Origin of the sequence: Mycobacterium sp. RTGN5 (assembly GCF_033804465.1) — a bacterium.
Classification (GTDB): domain Bacteria; phylum Actinomycetota; class Actinomycetes; order Mycobacteriales; family Mycobacteriaceae; genus Mycobacterium.
This window is the reverse complement of record NZ_JAPZLA010000007.1, coordinates 143,592-159,323: the sequence shown is the minus strand read 5'-3', so window position 1 is coordinate 159,323 and position 15,732 is coordinate 143,592. Positions and strand designations below refer to the sequence as shown.

The 15,732-nt window shown below is 68.0% G+C and carries 17 protein-coding genes and 2 riboswitches; of the genes, 11 read left to right on the top strand and 6 right to left on the bottom strand.

Features of this window, described 5'->3' with window-relative positions:
* Positions 1-109, top strand: a riboswitch (TPP riboswitch).
* The 8 genes from thiC (at position 99) to SLQ31_RS26335 (ending at position 8,314) form a co-directional block, all read left to right on the top strand.
* Positions 99-1,682: a phosphomethylpyrimidine synthase ThiC gene (gene thiC / locus SLQ31_RS26370; protein ID WP_319437097.1), complete on the top strand. Its 1,584-nt coding sequence runs from the start codon at positions 99-101 to the stop codon at positions 1,680-1,682. Its footprint overlaps the riboswitch before it by 11 nt.
* Positions 1,679-2,515: a bifunctional hydroxymethylpyrimidine kinase/phosphomethylpyrimidine kinase gene (gene thiD / locus SLQ31_RS26365; RefSeq protein ID WP_319437096.1), complete on the top strand. Its 837-nt coding sequence runs from the start codon at positions 1,679-1,681 to the stop codon at positions 2,513-2,515. The genes thiC and thiD overlap by 4 nt, the downstream gene beginning before the upstream one ends.
* On the top strand, positions 2,512-3,129 hold the full coding sequence (locus tag SLQ31_RS26360) for an alpha/beta fold hydrolase (RefSeq protein ID WP_319437095.1): 618 nt from the start codon (positions 2,512-2,514) through the stop codon (positions 3,127-3,129). Before thiD ends, SLQ31_RS26360 begins: the two co-directional genes overlap by 4 nt.
* 87 nt (positions 3,130-3,216) lie before the next feature.
* Positions 3,217-4,701, top strand: a complete 1,485-nt coding sequence (locus SLQ31_RS26355; RefSeq protein WP_319437094.1) for an NAD(P)/FAD-dependent oxidoreductase — start codon at positions 3,217-3,219, stop codon at positions 4,699-4,701.
* Between the two features lie 37 nt (positions 4,702-4,738).
* Positions 4,739-4,999, top strand: a complete 261-nt coding sequence (locus tag SLQ31_RS26350) for a hypothetical protein (RefSeq protein ID WP_319437093.1) — start codon at positions 4,739-4,741, stop codon at positions 4,997-4,999.
* 192 nt (positions 5,000-5,191) lie between these two features.
* Positions 5,192-6,409 (top strand): APC family permease, encoded by a 1,218-nt coding sequence (locus SLQ31_RS26345; RefSeq protein ID WP_319437300.1) that lies wholly within the window; start codon positions 5,192-5,194, stop codon positions 6,407-6,409.
* Between the two features lie 13 nt (positions 6,410-6,422).
* Positions 6,423-7,673 carry a uracil-xanthine permease family protein gene (locus SLQ31_RS26340; RefSeq protein WP_319437092.1) on the top strand — a complete coding sequence of 417 codons (1,251 nt, stop codon included), beginning with the start codon at positions 6,423-6,425 and terminating at the stop codon, positions 7,671-7,673.
* Positions 7,673-8,314, top strand: coding sequence for a hypothetical protein (locus SLQ31_RS26335; RefSeq protein WP_319437091.1), 642 nt, complete (start codon positions 7,673-7,675; stop codon positions 8,312-8,314). The genes SLQ31_RS26340 and SLQ31_RS26335 overlap by 1 nt, the downstream gene beginning before the upstream one ends.
* Before the next feature lie 79 nt (positions 8,315-8,393).
* Here SLQ31_RS26335 and SLQ31_RS26330 read toward each other — a convergent pair whose 3' ends face one another.
* On the bottom strand, positions 8,394-9,887 hold the full coding sequence (locus tag SLQ31_RS26330; protein WP_319437090.1) for a M28 family metallopeptidase: 1,494 nt from the start codon (positions 9,885-9,887) through the stop codon (positions 8,394-8,396).
* 57 nt (positions 9,888-9,944) lie between these two features.
* Here SLQ31_RS26330 and SLQ31_RS26325 point away from each other — a divergent pair, with 57 nt between their 5' ends.
* A complete protein-coding gene (locus SLQ31_RS26325) occupies positions 9,945-10,922 on the top strand; it encodes a permease (RefSeq protein WP_319437089.1) in 978 nt (325 codons plus the stop codon).
* Positions 10,919-11,620 (top strand): TIGR03943 family putative permease subunit, encoded by a 702-nt coding sequence (locus SLQ31_RS26320; RefSeq protein WP_319437088.1) that lies wholly within the window; start codon positions 10,919-10,921, stop codon positions 11,618-11,620. The genes SLQ31_RS26325 and SLQ31_RS26320 overlap by 4 nt, the downstream gene beginning before the upstream one ends.
* Here the strand turns inward: SLQ31_RS26320 and SLQ31_RS26315 are convergent.
* The 4 genes from SLQ31_RS26315 to thiO all read right to left on the bottom strand — a co-directional run bounded on the left by SLQ31_RS26315 (position 11,611) and on the right by thiO (position 14,327).
* On the bottom strand, positions 11,611-12,378 hold the full coding sequence (locus SLQ31_RS26315) for an SGNH/GDSL hydrolase family protein (RefSeq protein ID WP_319437087.1): 768 nt from the start codon (positions 12,376-12,378) through the stop codon (positions 11,611-11,613). The genes SLQ31_RS26320 and SLQ31_RS26315 overlap by 10 nt on opposite strands.
* Entirely contained in the window at positions 12,375-13,133 is a 759-nt protein-coding gene (locus SLQ31_RS26310; protein ID WP_319437086.1) for a thiazole synthase, read from the bottom strand. The genes SLQ31_RS26315 and SLQ31_RS26310 overlap by 4 nt, the downstream gene beginning before the upstream one ends.
* Positions 13,126-13,323, bottom strand: coding sequence for a sulfur carrier protein ThiS (gene thiS / locus SLQ31_RS26305; protein ID WP_319437085.1), 198 nt, complete (start codon positions 13,321-13,323; stop codon positions 13,126-13,128). The genes SLQ31_RS26310 and thiS overlap by 8 nt, the downstream gene beginning before the upstream one ends.
* Positions 13,320-14,327: a glycine oxidase ThiO gene (gene thiO / locus SLQ31_RS26300; protein ID WP_319437084.1), complete on the bottom strand. Its 1,008-nt coding sequence runs from the start codon at positions 14,325-14,327 to the stop codon at positions 13,320-13,322. The genes thiS and thiO overlap by 4 nt, the downstream gene beginning before the upstream one ends.
* Positions 14,322-14,433: riboswitch (TPP riboswitch) on the bottom strand. Its footprint overlaps the gene before it by 6 nt.
* A 24-nt stretch (positions 14,434-14,457) precedes the next feature.
* Here thiO and thiE point away from each other — a divergent pair.
* Positions 14,458-15,123 carry a thiamine phosphate synthase gene (gene thiE / locus SLQ31_RS26295; protein WP_319437083.1) on the top strand — a complete coding sequence of 222 codons (666 nt, stop codon included), beginning with the start codon at positions 14,458-14,460 and terminating at the stop codon, positions 15,121-15,123.
* On the opposite strand, the gene SLQ31_RS26290 is transcribed toward thiE, so the two are convergent.
* The gene (locus SLQ31_RS26290; RefSeq protein ID WP_319437082.1) at positions 15,124-15,705 is read right to left on the bottom strand and encodes an NUDIX hydrolase; all 582 of its coding nucleotides are present in this window, start codon (positions 15,703-15,705) and stop codon (positions 15,124-15,126) included.
* Positions 15,706-15,732 lie beyond the last annotated feature (27 nt).

The following is a 15,732-nucleotide window of genomic DNA, read 5'->3' as shown; positions in this document are numbered from 1 at the left end:
CATAAACCACACGGGAGCGCACGCCGAGTGCGCTGAGAGGACGGCTAGGGCCGTCGACCGTAGAACCTGTCCGGGTAATGCCGGCGTAGGGAGTGAGCATGGCTGATTTGTTTGTCGAACCCACCGTCACCACCGGTCCAATCACCGGCAGCACCAAGATCTACCGCGAACTCGACGGCGGTGCCCGCGTGCCGTTTCGCCGGGTCGGCCTGGCCAATGACGAACACCTGGACCTCTACGACACTTCGGGCCCCTACACCGACGCGGACGCGGCGATCGACCTGAACGCCGGGCTGCCCGCGCGCCACGGCGTGGTGGCCGACCGCGGCACCCAGCTGCAGCGCGCCCGGGCCGGTGAGATCACCGCGGAAATGGCATTCATCGCCGCCCGGGAAGCAGTCCCCGCCGAACTCGTGCGCGACGAGGTGGCCCGTGGGCGGGCCGTGATCCCCGCCAATCACCACCACCCGGAGAGCGAGCCGATGATCATCGGCAAAGCCTTTGCCGTGAAAGTCAATGCCAACATTGGCAATTCGGCGGTCAGCTCCTCAATCGGCGAGGAGGTCGACAAGATGGTGTGGGCCACCCGGTGGGGCGCCGACACCATCATGGACCTGTCCACCGGCGCCGACATCCACACCACCCGGGAGTGGATCCTGCGCAACTCACCGGTGCCGGTCGGCACCGTGCCGATGTATCAGGCGCTGGAAAAGGTCAACGGCGACCCGACCCAGTTGACCTGGGAGATGTACCGCGACACCGTGATCGAGCAGTGCGAGCAGGGTGTGGACTATATGACCGTGCACGCCGGTGTCCTGCTGCGCCACATTCCGCTGACCGTCAATCGGGTCACCGGGATCGTCAGCCGAGGCGGGTCCATCATGGCCGCCTGGTGCCTCGCTCATCACCGAGAGTCGTTTCTGTACAACAACTTCGAGGAACTCTGCACCATCCTCGCCGGCTACGACGTCACGTTCTCGCTGGGCGACGGCCTACGGCCCGGCTCGATCGCCGATGCCAACGACGCGGCCCAGTTCGCCGAGCTGGCCACCCTCGGCGAACTGACGAAGGTCGCGAAAGCCGCTGGGGTGCAAGTGATGATCGAAGGCCCCGGTCACGTGCCCCTGCACAAGATCGTCGAGAACGTGCGGCTCGAAGAAGAGCTCTGCGACGAGGCACCGTTCTACACGCTGGGGCCGTTGACCACCGACATCGCGCCCGGCTACGACCACATCACGTCGGCGATCGGAGCGGCGATCATCGCGCAGGCCGGCACCGCGATGCTGTGTTACGTCACGCCCAAGGAGCACCTCGGGCTGCCCAACCGCAAGGACGTCAAGGACGGCGTGATCGCGTACAAGATCGCGGCCCACGCCGCCGACCTGGCCAAGGGCCACCCGCGCGCACAGGAACGCGACGACGCGCTGTCGCGAGCCCGGTTCGACTTCCGGTGGCACGACCAATTCGCGCTGTCACTGGACCCCGACACCGCGCGGGAGTTCCACGACGAGACGCTGCCGGCCGAACCCGCCAAGACCGCACACTTCTGCTCGATGTGCGGGCCGAAGTTCTGCTCGATGCGCATCACGCAGGACATTCGCGACGCCATGGCCACGAAATCCGAGGAGTTCGCCGCACACGGCAACCGGGTGTACATCCCTCTGGAAAACTCAGTGCCGTGAATTTCCTCCCCCTGACCCCGCCGGGCCAGACCCCGTTGCGGGTCCTGACCATCGCCGGCTCCGACTCCGGAGGCGGCGCGGGCATCCAGGCCGACATGCGCACCTTCGCGCTGCTCGGGGTGCACTCACTGGTCGCCGTCACCGCGGTGACGGTGCAGAACTCATTGGGTGTCAAGGGTTTTCACGAGATACCGACCGACGTGATCGCCGGCCAGATCGAGACGGTGGTCACCGACATCGGCGTGCAGGCCGCCAAAACGGGCATGCTCGCCTCCTCGCAGATCATCGAGACCGTGGCGGGGACCTGGCGCGACCTCGGACTGGCCGGCACCACCCCGTTCGTCGTCGACCCGGTGTGCGCCTCCATGCACGGCGACCCGCTGCTGCATCCATCGGCCCTGGCCACCCTGCGCACCGACCTGTTCCCGCTGGCCAGCCTGGTCACCCCGAACCTCGACGAGGTGAGGCTGCTGGTCGGCATCGACGTGGTCGACGAGCAGACCCAGCGCGATGCCGCCAAGGCGCTGCACGCCTTGGGTCCACAGTGGGCACTGGTGAAGGGCGGCCATCTGCGGGGTTCGACGCACAGTCCCGACCTGCTCTACGACGGCACCGACTTCCACGAGTTCGACGCACCGCGGGTGGACACCACGCACGACCACGGCGCCGGCGACACGCTGGGCGCGGCCACCGCATGCGCACTGGCCCACGGGTATGCGATGCCCGATGCGGTTGCTTTCGGCAAGGCCTGGGTCACCGAATGCCTGCGGGCCGCTTATCCGTTGGGCAGCGGGCACGGCCCGGTGTCGGCGCTGTTCCGGCTGCAGGTATGACCAGCCTCGAACAGATCGCCGGCGTCGCGCACGAGCCAGACGGCACCCCGACCGGGGTGGTCATGCTGACCCATGGGGCCGGCGGCAGCCGGGAATCCCCGCTGTTGATTCGGATCTGTGACGAGTGGGCGGCGCGGGGCTGGCTGGCGGTGCGCTACAACCTGCCGTATCGACGGCGCCGCCCGAAGGGGCCGCCGTCGGGATCCGCGGCCGCCGACAGGGACGGGATCGTCGAGGCCGTCACGCTGGCCCGCACGCTGGCCGACGGCCCGGTCATCGCGGGCGGGCACTCCTATGGCGGCCGGCAGACCTCGATGGTCGTCGCTGAGCACCCTGACCTCGTGGACCGGCTGACCCTGTTCTCGTATCCACTGCATCCGCCGGGCAAGCCCGACCGGTTGCGCACCGAGCACTTCCCCGGCATCACCGTGCCGACGGTGTTCACCCACGGCACCTCCGACCCGTTCGGCGGCATCGAAGAAGTTCGCGACGCGGCCCGAGCGATCCCCGGACCCGTCGAGATCGTCGAAATCACCGGCGCACGCCACGATCTCGGGTCCAAGTCGCTCGATGTGCCCACGCTCGCGGTCGACGCGGCACTGCGGCTGCACTGAGCAGCCCGCGATCGGCGACCTAGGTCCCCGGGACTGGGGCCGAACGGCATTACCTTACTCACGAGTAAGATACGGTATTCTGACTGCATGCCATCGATGCAGCTGGACGCGATCATCGTCGGCGCCGGTTTCGCAGGAATCGGCGCGGCGATACAGCTCAAGCGCCTGGGGTTCGACAATTTCGTCCTGCTGGACCGCGAGGACGATCTGGGCGGCACCTGGCACGTCAACCACTACCCCGGGCTGACTGTCGACGTCCCGACCACCACGTACTCGTATTTCTTCGAACCCAACCCGAACTGGAACCGGCTGTTCTCCGCCGGATCCGAGATCAAGCAGTACGCCGACGACGTCGCCGACAAGTACGACGTGCGCCGCCACATCCGGTTCAACACGACCGTCGAGAGCGCCCGCTGGGATGAGGACGCCAAGCTGTGGCACGTCACACTGGCCGACGGCGAGACACTGACGGCGCGCTACTTGATCACCGCGACCGGATTCCTGTCGCAGCCGTTCACCCCGGACATCCCGGGCATCCACGACTTCGAGGGCACGGTGGTCCACACCGCCGCCTGGGACGACAACTACGAGCCGGCCCACCGGAAGATCGGCATCATCGGCACCGGCGCCACCGCCGTGCAGCTCATTCCCGAGCTGGCCAAGGATGCCGGGCATCTGACCGTGTATCAGCGCACCGCGATCTACGTGGTGCCCAAGCTCGACATCAAGTTCTCGGCCAGGGCCAAGCGGCTGTTCGCCCGGGTGCCACTGACCCAGCGTGTGATCCGAGCCGTCACCGACTTCATCTACGAGGTACTGGTCGACTGGGGCATCCTGCATTACAGCCGCTTCCCGCGGGGCAACGTCGCCGCCGCCGACCTGTCCAAATTGTGGCGGTTCGCGCTGATCCGCGACAAGGAGCTGCGCCGCAAACTCACCCCGGATTACGACTTCGGCTGCAAGCGGCCGACATTCTCGAACAAGTTCTACCGCGCGCTCACCAGACCCAACGTGTCCCTGCAAACCAGCGGCATCGACCACATCGAGGCCGACGGCATCGTCGCCAATGACGGCACCAAAGCGGTCATCGACACTCTGGTGCTGGCAACCGGTTTCGACCTCTGGGAAGCCAACTTCCCCGCCATCGAGGTGATCGGCCGCGATGGCCGCAACCTCGGAAAGTGGTGGCGGGACACGCGATTCCAGGCTTACCAGGGGGTCTCGGTGCCGTACTTCCCGAACTTCCTGAGCCTTGCCAGTCCGTATGCGTTTCTCGGGTTGAACTTCTTCAACTCGATGGAATACCAGATGCGCCACATGGACCGACTCTTCGGCGAGCTGAAGCAACGGGGGGCGACCACATTCGAGATCACCGAGGACGCCAACACCCGATATCTGGACCAGATGACCGAATTACTCGGGGACAGTTTGTTCACCCAAGGAAACTGCGCATCGTCGCGGTCGTACTATTTCAATCCCAGTGGTGAGGCGACCTTGCTGCGGCCGATGACCACGCACGACGCACTACGCGAGGCCTCGACGTATCCGGTGTCCGATTATCACATCAGTTAAACCGAGTGGCACATCAGTTAAACCTGAGAGGACGTCGATGTCTGCAGAGCCGTTGATCAAGGTAACCGGGGTCGTCGTGGCCGCCACCGGACTGTCGCACTTCGTGCGCCCCGAGCTGTTCGAATCCGCCACCAAGTCGGCATTTCCGGACAACACCCTGCAGCACACCTACATCGACGGTGGCATCGAGACCGCGATCGGGTTGGCGTTGGTCTTCCCGAAAACCCGCAAGCTCGCGCTCGCCGGGCTGCTCGCTTACGGCGCCTATCTCGGTGCGAATATCGCCCGCAATCGCTGAGAAGCCAAGGTCACAACTCCGACAAGATTTACGGCTGCGTCAGATTTCTGACTTACATTGACCGGGCACGGCGACGCGTAGTCGTTGGATGTGAGGATGCCAGTCGAAGTATGGGTCGGGGACCGTGCCGGACCGGCCTGAGAGCGGGCAACCGCTCGCAGGCCGGTCCGCATTTCATATTCGCGACATAACATCTCGACGGTGAACAGCCTGCAGCGACGCCTGGGCACAGGCGACGCGGTGATCATCGGGCTGGGTTCCATGGTCGGGGCCGGAATCTTCGTCGCTCTGACCCCCGCAGCCGCTGCCGCAGGGTCATGGCTGTTGGTCGGCCTGGCACTGGCCGGCGCCGTCGCCTACTGCAACGCGATGTCCTCGGCGTGGCTGGCGGCCCGCTACCCGCAATCCGGCGGCACGTACGTCTACGGCCGCGAGCGCCTCGGCGACTTCTGCGGCTATCTGGCGGGCTGGAGCTTCGTGGTCGGCAAGACCGCGTCGTGTGCGGCGATGGCGCTGACGGTCGGGTTCTACGTGTGGCCGGCGCACGCGCACGCCGTGGCGGTGGCCGCGGTGGTGGCGCTGACCGCCGTCAACTACCGCGGTATCCAGAAGTCGGCACTGCTGACCCGGATCATCGTCGCCGTCGTGCTGGCGGTGCTGGCCGCGGTGGTGGTGAGCGTGGCGACCTCGGGGCGGGTCGACGCCGACAACCTGAGGCTCGAAGGTGGCAGTGTCGTCGGGGTACTGCAGGCCGCCGGATTGTTGTTCTTCGCCTTCGCCGGTTATGCGCGCATCGCCACGCTCGGCGAGGAGGTCCGCGACCCGGCCCGGACGATCCCGCGGGCCATCCCCGTCGCGCTGGGCCTTGCCCTCATCGTCTATGCAGCCGTGGCCATATCGGTGCTGGCGGTACTGGGTTCGGACCGATTGGCAACGGCCGCAGCACCATTGGTCGATGCGGTGCGAGCCGCCGGGGCCGGTGGTTTCGAACCGGTGGTGCGCATCGGCGCGGCCGTGGCAGCGCTGGGCTCACTGCTGTCGCTGATTCTGGGGGTGTCGCGGACCACCCTGGCGATGGCGCGAGATCACCACCTGCCAGCCGGGCTGGCCGTCGTGCATCCGCGCTTCGGTGTACCGCACCGCGCCGAGATCGCGGTCGGCGTGGTGGTCGCCGTGGTTGCTGCGACGGCCGATGTCCGTGGGGTGATCGGCTTTTCGTCGTTTGCGGTGTTGGTGTACTACGCGATCGCCAACGCCTCGGCGTGGACGCTCGGCCGCCACGTTGTGCCTGCGCTCGGCCTGATCGGCTGCGTAGTCCTGGCGGTCGCGCTGCCCGTGCAGGCGGTCGTATCCGGCGTGTTAATGCTCATGCTCGGCGCCCTGATTTACGTGGTCCGCCGGTTACGGTAGGACCGTGATTCCGATGAGCTGGACACCGGTGGAAAGCCGCGCCGACGAGACATTCGTCGTCGCCCCGCACGAACGGCTGAGCTGGCCGCGCACGCTGGGCATCGGCGCCCAGCATGTGGTCGCCATGTTCGGCGCCACGTTCCTGGTGCCGGTGCTCACCGGTTTTCCGCCCGCCACCACGCTGTTGTTCTCCGGCATCGGCACGCTGCTGTTCCTGGTGATCACCGGCAACCGGCTACCGAGCTACCTCGGCTCCTGCTTCTCGGTGATCGCACCGGTGACGGCCGCGGTGGCCTCGCACGGTGCCGGTAGCGCGCTGGGTGGATTGATCGCCGTGGGCGTGCTGCTGATCCTCATCGGCGTGGCCGTACACGTGGCAGGCACGCGCTGGATCGATATCGCGCTGCCCCCGGTGGTCACCGGCGCGATCGTCGCGCTCATCGGGTTCAATCTGGCACCGGCCGCCAAGAACAATTTCGAAAAGGGTCCGCTCGTCGGCATTGTCACGCTGGTGCTGCTGGTGGTGGTGCTGGCGTTCTTCCGTGGCATCATCGGCCGGCTGGCGATCTTCTTGGCGGTGGTCGCCGGGTATCTGCTGGCCCTGGCGCTGGGTGAGGTGGACACCTCAGGGATCGCCGCAGCCGGCTGGATCGGGTTGCCGCACTTCCAGACCCCGACGTTGAACCTGTCGGTGCTGCCGCTGTTTTTGCCAGCGGTGATCGCGCTGATCGCCGAGAACATCGGCCACGTCAAATCGGTGGGACAGATGACCGGGGTCGACACCGATCCCCTGACCGGTCGCGCGCTGGCCGCCGACGGCGTCGCGACGGTGCTAGCCGGCCTGGGTGGCGGCACAGCGACCACCACCTACGCCGAGAACATCGGCGTGATGGCCGCGACCCGCGTCTACTCCACCGCGGCCTACTGGGTGGCCGGTGTGACGGCGATCCTTCTGGCGTTGTGCCCCAAGATCGGAGCGACGATCTCGGCGATCCCGCCCGGCGTGCTCGGCGGTGCCACCATCGTGCTCTACGGACTCGTCGGCGTGCTGGGTGTGCGGATCTGGCTGACCAACCACGTGGACTTCGGCTTGCCGATCAACCAGATGACCGCCGCGATCGCCTTGATCATCGGGATCGCCGACTTCACCTGGCACATCGGCAATCTCACGTTCACCGGTATTGCGCTCGGCTCGATCGCCGCGCTGGTCATCTATCACGGCATGCGGGCACTGGGGGTGCTGCGGGGCGCGCGGTCGTCGTAATGCGTGCCGTCGTCGAAGATCTCTACACCCGCTTCGCCCGGTATCCGCTGCCACACGAAGTGGTGGTCTGCGACCAATGCGGGCCGGAGTGGTCGACCGACGACATCCGGTCGACTCCGCTACGGTCGCTGTCGCTGCCGCAGCTGGAAGCCCTGCACGCGATGTCGATGGGCGACAGCGACTTTCGTCACTTCTTTCCGCGGCTCATCGAGCTGCTGATCAACGACAAGTCACCGGTGTTCGCCTTCAACCTAAGTGGGCTGCGAGGCCGTGTGGCGACCTGGCCGGCGCCGGAGGCAAACGCGGTCGGAGACCTCGTTGACAATCTGTGGCGGCATCTGCTGGAAGCCTATCCGGGCGAACTGGGCTACTTCTCCGATAGCCCCACACTCATCGATTTCACCTACTGGTGCGACCAGCCGCTGCAGCCGTTCTTGAACCGCTGGCAGACGATGGACACGACGGCGGCCGCACACCACCTCGGCGACCTTGTGGACTCGGCGTTCACGATGCGAGAGCCATGTGAACCCGCCGTCAAGGACCAGATACTGCGGTGGCTACGCCAGTCAGTGATCGGTGAGCGCCTCGCCTCGGCCAAGCTCGATGCTGCCGAAGAGCTTTGGCGAGTGTGCGGCCGCTGACTCTGCATTCGGAGCGTCGAGTGTGCGCTCAGATCGAAATCCCATGCTCACACACGATCTGTACGCACACTCGATGAGTCTACGGCCCGGTCACGAGGTGGCGGACGCGGTCCTCGCGCAGCGGAATTCCGTTGCGGCCGTCCATGTCCTGGGCATAGAGACCGACCGAGAACACCACTCCCCCGCCGAGGATGCCCAACGCGGTCTTGTCGATGTGCTCGAGGGTGTCGGTGCTCTTGTGATAGTTCGGATCGAACGGTGCGTCCGCGGTGCCGCCCCACAGCTTTTGCTGATCGGCGGTCTTGTTCTCCTCGGCCCCCGAGAACAGCCCACCGGAGGGAACCCCGGCCTTGGTGAAGGCGTCGTAATCCGATCGGCCGTCGAATGATGTGTCCTGAGCGGCCTTTCCAGCCGATTTGAGATAGGCGACCATGGTCCGCTCGATCCCCGCCGACCCCTCCGGCACCCGCGGTATCCGGCCGCCCGGCCCCGGTACCGTGGACTGGTCACCGTCGTAGGTGAAGTAGCCGGGGTTCGGTGAGCCGATCATGTCGTAGTTGAGGTACAGCGCAATGTCCTTGAGCTGCTCGACATTCAGCGACGCGATGTACTTATTGGATCCGATCGTGCCGAGTTCTTCCGCTCCCCAGAACGCAAAGCGCACCGCGTTCTTCACGCCGGGGCTGGGGCCGAGCTGCACGGCGGTCTCCAGTATCGCGGCCACGCCTGAACCGTTGTCGTTGATGCCGGGTCCTTCGGGGACGCTGTCCAGGTGGGCACCGACCATCACGACGTCACTGGTCGAGCCGGTCTTGGTCTGGGCGATGACGTTGCGCGCGTTGACGGATTTGGTGCTGGCTTCGAGTTTGAGCGTGGTCGGACCCGGATTGGCCCGCAGGGTCGCCCCGTCGGCCTTCGTCACCGTGACCACCGGAAGCTTGACGTCGGTGTCCTCGCCGAGGGTGGCGCCCGCTTGTTGGCCGTCGACGTTGTCGGCGACGACCAGCGCAACGGCTCCCAGCTTGGCGGCGATGGCCTGCTTGTCCTTGAACGGGCAGCTCCCCCGGTCCACGAGTACCACCGCGCCCGTGACGGGCAGCCCGGCGTAGTCGGCGGGGGCGCAGCCGGGGGTGTCCTCGGCCGGTGCGACGACCAGCGGTCCGCTGACGCCCTGGGGCGGGGTGGGCAGACTGAATTCCATGGCGCGGGCCGTCACCCCGGTACCGCCGACCCGCAACTCCGGGGTGCCGGACTGGAAGACCCTGGCCTGGAACTCGGGGGTTTGCACGTCGAACCCTTTGCCGCGCAGCACGCCCGCCACGTAGTCGACGCTGGCATCGAACCCGGGGGTGCCAACCGCTCTGGTGGCGTTATTGGCATTCGCGATGTCCTGCAGCTTCTGCAGGTGGCCGAACACGGCGTCGGTGGTGACCTGCTTGCGCAGTCCGTCGGCGAACTGCGCGGCGGGGTTCTGCGCCGTTCCTGGCTGCACGGAGTTGGCCGGGTGGCTGCATCCCGCCACGGCGACCGCCGCGACGGCGAGCGTCGCCACAGCCCGGTGTCTGTACGTCATCGCGCCCAGGTTAGACGCAACCCCCCGCACGCAGGTTCGGGTGGCACCATGTGCTCGATGACCGTGACCGCCCCGCGCCGCCGCCTGGTGACCTCGACCGAGGTCCTGGTGGCGGGGCTGGTGGTGTGTGCGCTGGTGGGCACCTGGATGCGCGACGGCGTCGCCGGCAATCCGCAGCTGGCGACCGCCGGAACGGTGTTCGCCGGGGTGTTTCTGCAGGCCGTGCCGTTTCTGGTGCTCGGTGTGGTGATCAGTGGCCTGATCGCCGCGTTCGTCTCCCCGGAGCGGCTGGCCAGGATGCTGCCCAAGCGGGCCTCCGCGGCGGTGCTGGCCGCCGGGGTGGCCGGCGCGGCCCTGCCGGGCTGTGAGTGCGGGTCGGTTCCGGTGGCCCGGCGGCTGTTCGCCGACGGGACGACGGGCGCGGCGGCGTTGACGTTCATGCTCAGCGCACCGGCGATCAATCCGGTGGTGCTGGTGGCCACCGCGGTCGCCTTCCCCGGCCAGCCGGAGATGGTGGCGGCCCGCTGCCTGGCCTCGCTGGCTACCGCGGTGGTGATGGGGGTGCTGTGGTCACGATGGGGACGGCCCGCCTGGGTGACCCGCACGCTGCCCCGCGCCGACGGTGCCGGCCAGTCGCGCTGGACGGTGTTCACCGAGGCCGCTCGGCACGACTTCCTGCAGGCCGGCTCGTATCTGGTGATCGGCGCCGCGGCGGCCGCCACACTGCGAGTTGTGGTGCCGCCGTGGATGTTCGAACACGTGGCCGGTCACCTGCTGATCGGCGTGGTCACCATGGCGCTGCTGGCGTTCGTGCTGGCGCTGTGCTCGGAGGCCGACGCCTTCGTGGCCGCCAGCCTCACCATGGTGCCGCTGATACCGCGGCTGGTCTTCCTGGTGGTCGGCCCGGCCGTTGACGTGAAACTCGTTGCCATGCAAGCGGGTATGTTCGGGCGGAGTTTCGCGCTGCGCTTCGCCCCGGTCACGTTGGTGGTCGCGACCGTGCTGGCGACGGCGGTGGGCCTGGTGCTGCTGTGAGGCGCGAAACCGAGAACACCCTGCTGCTGATCGTCGGGATCGCCCTGGTGATGGTCACAGTCACGGGGGCGTACACCCGGTACGTCAAACCGGCGATGCTGCCGTGGCTGGCGATGTCGTCGGCGGTTCTCATCGCGCTCGCCCTGGTCGCGATCGCACGGGACATCCGACGCGGCGGTGCGGAACCCGACCACGACCACGCCGGGCATGTGCACCGCAACGGCATCGTCTGGCTGCTGGTGCTGCCGGTGGTGTTGCTGATCTTCGTAGTGCCACCGGCGTTGAGTGCCAGGGCGGCAACGCCGGCCACGGTGACCGGCGCGCGCTCGTTTCCGCCGCTGCCCGCCGGGGCGGCGCCGACGGTATCGCTGCCCGAGGTGCTGATGCGCGTCGCGGTCGGCAAGGTGGGCGGCCTGGACGGTAAGCAGATCACCACGACCGGATTCACCATGCGCGACGGCGATCGGGTCGACCTGGCCAAGATCGTCATCATCTGCTGTGCGGCCGACGCGCAGCTGGCCCGGCTGCATCTGTCCGGGCCCGCAGCGGCGAGCGCGGCCGCGCTGCCGGAGAACACCTGGCTTCGGATCGAAGGCACCGTGCCGGCAGGCCAAACCTATTCGGGCACATCGTCGATCCCGACGCTGGAGGTGTCGAGCATCACGCGCATCGGCCCGCCCGCCAACACCTACGGCTGACGGAACCTCGCCGCGATCAGGTCGGCGACCGCCCGCATGCCGGCGGCGTTGGGATGAAACGGCTTGGGCCGCCACGGCAGCAGTGAGCCGGCGCCAATCGTCCACGGGTCGGCTGACCAGGCGTGGTGATCGCGACTGGCGTCGGCGGCGTGGATGACCTCGCAGCCGGTGGCCTTGGCAGCGTCGGCCGTCTCCTGGGCCAGTCGCGTCGCGACGAGGCGGCCCAGATCGGCGACGTCATCGGACAGCGGCGGGGCAGGCGTTCCCGACGGGGGTAACAGAGTCAGGTAGTCCACGAACATGATTCGCGCCCGCGGTGACCGCTCGCGCAGCGCCTGACCGACTTCCCGCAGTGACGCACCGACCTGGTCCAGCGCGGCGCCGCGGGCCGCGGGATCCAAGAATTCACGCAATCTTTCGCCGAGTATCGGCACGGCCCGCAGCATCGTTGGCAGGGTCGCGGCGAACAGCAAGGGGACGTAGCCGACATCATTGCCGCCGATGGTGACGGTGACCAGTTCCTCAGAGCCGTCAAGGGTGTCGATCTGAGGTAGTGCGCTGTGCTGGCGCTCACGCAGCACATTGGCGGTGGTGGCCCCGGAATAGGTGACGTCGACCAGATCGAGGCCCAGGCGTTCGGCGGCCAGGTGTGGATAGTTGCGGGCCGAGCGCCCGGCGGCCACCGGTGAGCCCGCTGCCCTTGGTCGGATCCCCGGCCCGGCGGCCATCGAACTTCCCAGCGCAACATAACGACTCATACGATGCTCGGGCTCGACGCCTGCGCCCAGAACCGCTTCGGGATGCGCCCGGCGTGCCGCGCGAGCAGCCCGGCGGTGACGGCGGCGGCCATCGCGGCGGCCATCGCCGGCGGATCGGCGGCGCGAGTCACCGCGCTCGCTAAAAGAACGGCGTCACAACCCAATTCCATCGCGAGGGCAGCGTCGCTGGCGGTGCCGATCCCGGCGTCGAGGATCACCGGCACCTCGGCGGCGGCGGTGATCATCTCGATATTGTGCGGATTGGAGATTCCCAGCCCGGTTCCGATCGGCGAGCCCAGCGGCATCACCGCAGCGCAGCCGATGTCCTCGAGCCGCCGGGCCAGCACCGGGTCGTCGTTGGTGTAGGGCAGAACCACGAATCCGTCGTCGACCAGTTGTTCTGCCGCACGGACCAATTCGACCGCGTCGGGCAGCAGCGTCCGCTCGTCGGCGATGACCTCGAGCTTGACCCAGTCGGTGCCCAGCGCCTCGCGCGCCAGTTGCGCGGTCAGCACCGCCTCCGCCGCGCCGCGACAGCCCGCGGTGTTGGGCAGCGGCGTGATCTCCAGCCGGGCCAGCAGGTCCAGCACCCCGGTGCCGCCCTCGGCATCCACCCGGCGCATGGCCACCGTGGTCATCTCGGTACCCGAGGCCACCAATGCCTCTTCCAGCACCGTCAGGTTCGGCGCGCCGCCGGTACCCAGGATCAGCCGCGAGCCGAACGTGCGGCCCGCGATCGTCAGTTGCTCAACCACCTTGCACCGCTGTCACCACTTCGACCCGGGCGCCCTCTGGCAGCGCCGAATTCCATTGCGAGCGAGGCAGAACCGTCCAGTTCACGGCGACAGCGATGCCTCGTTCGGAAAAGCCGAGGGTCTCCAGAAGCCGCGACACCGTGGTGTCGTCGTCGACTTCCAGCTCCTCATCGTTGACCATCACCTTCACGCCCGTGCTCCAATCAACTCGGCGGCGATCCGCTCAGCGGTCCACGGCGCCAACAGGAATCCCGACCGGCCGTGTCCGGTGGCCACCAGTGTGTGCTCGTCGAGCCGGCCCACGATCGGCATATTATCCGGGGTCATCGGCCGCAGCCCGGCCGCACATTCGGCCAGTTCGTACTCGCCCAGCGCCGGCATCACCTCGCAGGCGTCGTCGAGCAGCTCACGCACGCCGGACACCGAAGGGGCGGTGTCACGGCCGTGTTCGTACTGCGTCGCGCCGATCACCACGCCGTCGGCCCTGGGCACCAGGTACACCGAGCGGCCGTGCACCTTGGCCCGAACCACGCGCTGCGGCATCGGCATACAGCCGCGGCGCCAGCGCAGCCGCAGCACTTCACCCTTGACGGGCCGGACCTGCAGGCCGGGCCACAGCGCGGGCGCGTCGATACCGTTGGCGATGACCACGGTGTCCGCGCCGTCGCGTGCGTCGTCGAGCTGCTCCACCGGCGGCGCCCAGCGAACCCCGAGCTGCTCGCAGTGCGCCTCGAGGGCGGCCACCAGTTTGCGGTTGTCCACCGCCAGTTCATCATTGGCGACGAAGCCGTGCCGAATACCTTGAGCCAGAAGCGGTTCGATGTCCCGGGCGCTGGTCGTCACGGTGACCGGGTGGCCCTGAGCCGACAGCCAGTCAGCGACGGTCCGCAGGTCCTGCGCGTCGGCCCGGTCGACACCGACCACCAGTGACGCGCGGGCGGTGACCACGTCGTCGGGCAGGCCGTCGAGGAAACCGGCGTGCCACAGCCGCAGCGATTCCAGGCCCAGCGCCAGCAGCTTCTCCTCGCCGGGCCAGCCCTCGCTGTGCGGGGCCAGCATCCCGCCGGCCACCCAGGACGCACCGAAGGAGGGTGTCCGGTGTACCCGCACCGACAACCCGTCGAGCGCCGCGCGGCGGGCCACCGCGAGACCGATGACGCCGCCCCCGATGACGGCTAGAGATTCGTTCGACATATCCCTTTCGCTTCCTTCGCCGGCATGACCCGGATCAGGTGGTGACGGTCTGGAGGGTTTGCGCTCCACTCTCAGCCCCGCTCCCGGGGCTCCCGTGCCAACCCACCACGCTAGCCGCTACCGTCGCGGTGTGCACGAACCTCAGACCAGGCTCGCGACCGCACGGCTCTACCTGTGCACCGATGCCCGCCGCGAACGCGGTGATCTGGCCGAGTTCGCCGAGGCGGCACTGGCCGGCGGCGTCGATCTCATCCAGCTGCGCGACAAGGGCTCCCCCGGCGAGAAGCAGTTCGGGCCGCTGGAGGCACACGGCGAGCTCGCGGCACTGGAGACCCTGGCCGACGCGGCCCGCCGGCACGGCGCGCTACTGGCGGTCAACGACCGCGCCGACATCGCCCGCGCGGCCGGCGCCGAGGTGCTGCATCTGGGCCAGGACGACCTCCCGCTGGGGGTGGCCCGCGACATCGTCGGCCCGCACACCGTGATCGGCCGGTCCACGCACGCGATCGGCGAGGCCGCCCGCGCGCTGACCGAGGACGTCGACTATTTCTGTGTCGGCCCGTGCTGGCCGACGCCGACGAAGCCGGGTCGCGCCGCGCCCGGCCTGGACCTGGTGCGTGAGGTGGCGGCGCTGGCACCCGACAAGCCATGGTTCGCGATCGGCGGGATCGACGAGGAGCGCCTGCCCGACGTGCTGGCTGCCGGGGCGACCCGAATAGTGGTGGTACGGGCGATCACCGCCGCCGACGACCCCAAGGCCGCCGCGACGCGGTTGCGTGCCGCGCTCGCTAGCTAGCTAGCTGACCTCTGCGGCCGCCGACGTGCACCACGCGAAGACCCCGGACTGGATCTCGACGGTGTGCGGCACCGGCTGCTGGCATTCGTCATGATCACCCGAGCTCAGCATCGCGGTGATGCGCAGCCGTTCCCAGCTGGCGGCGAAGCCGGGGTGCAGCGGCAATTCGACCACCTCGTCCTCGGCCACCCAGCGCAGCTCGGAGCTCTCCCGGTTCGCGATAGTGCTCAGCAATTCGGGGGCGTCGGCGACGACAGTGGTGTAACTCCACTGGGCTCCGCCGGTACCGAAAACCTCGGCCGTCACCACCGTCGCGCGGACCAGCACCTGCTCGGCGAGCAGGCCGGCTTCCTCGTGGGCTTCCCGGACCGCGGCCTGCTCGGGGGTTTCATGGCTGTCGCGGGCACCACCGGGCAACGCCCAGGTGCCGCCCTGATGGCTCCACGGCGCGCGGTGCTGAAGCAGCACGGCGGGGGTACCGTCGGGGCGGGGAGCTCGCAACAACAGTCCGGCGGCACCGTGCCGTCCCCAATAGGACGTGCCGGTATCGGATACCACCCAGCCGTCTCCATCCCCACGCACGCGTTCAGGATAAGCACGCCACGCCGG

Bases quoted from the DNA above. Each gene is read 5' to 3' on its own strand.
- thiC (WP_319437097.1), top strand. From the start codon at position 99: ATGGCTGATTTGTTTGTCGAACCCACCGTCACCACCGGTCCAATCACC.
- SLQ31_RS26360 (WP_319437095.1), top strand. From the start codon at position 2,512: ATGACCAGCCTCGAACAGATCGCCGGCGTCGCGCACGAGCCAGACGGC.
- SLQ31_RS26355 (WP_319437094.1), top strand. From the start codon at position 3,217: ATGCCATCGATGCAGCTGGACGCGATCATCGTCGGCGCCGGTTTCGCA.
- SLQ31_RS26350 (WP_319437093.1), top strand. From the start codon at position 4,739: ATGTCTGCAGAGCCGTTGATCAAGGTAACCGGGGTCGTCGTGGCCGCC.
- SLQ31_RS26340 (WP_319437092.1), top strand. From the start codon at position 6,423: ATGAGCTGGACACCGGTGGAAAGCCGCGCCGACGAGACATTCGTCGTC.
- SLQ31_RS26335 (WP_319437091.1), top strand. From the start codon at position 7,673: ATGCGTGCCGTCGTCGAAGATCTCTACACCCGCTTCGCCCGGTATCCG.
- SLQ31_RS26330 (WP_319437090.1), bottom strand. From the start codon at position 9,887: ATGACGTACAGACACCGGGCTGTGGCGACGCTCGCCGTCGCGGCGGTC.
- SLQ31_RS26325 (WP_319437089.1), top strand. From the start codon at position 9,945: ATGACCGTGACCGCCCCGCGCCGCCGCCTGGTGACCTCGACCGAGGTC.
- SLQ31_RS26315 (WP_319437087.1), bottom strand. From the start codon at position 12,378: ATGAGTCGTTATGTTGCGCTGGGAAGTTCGATGGCCGCCGGGCCGGGG.
- thiO (WP_319437084.1), bottom strand. From the start codon at position 14,327: ATGTCGAACGAATCTCTAGCCGTCATCGGGGGCGGCGTCATCGGTCTC.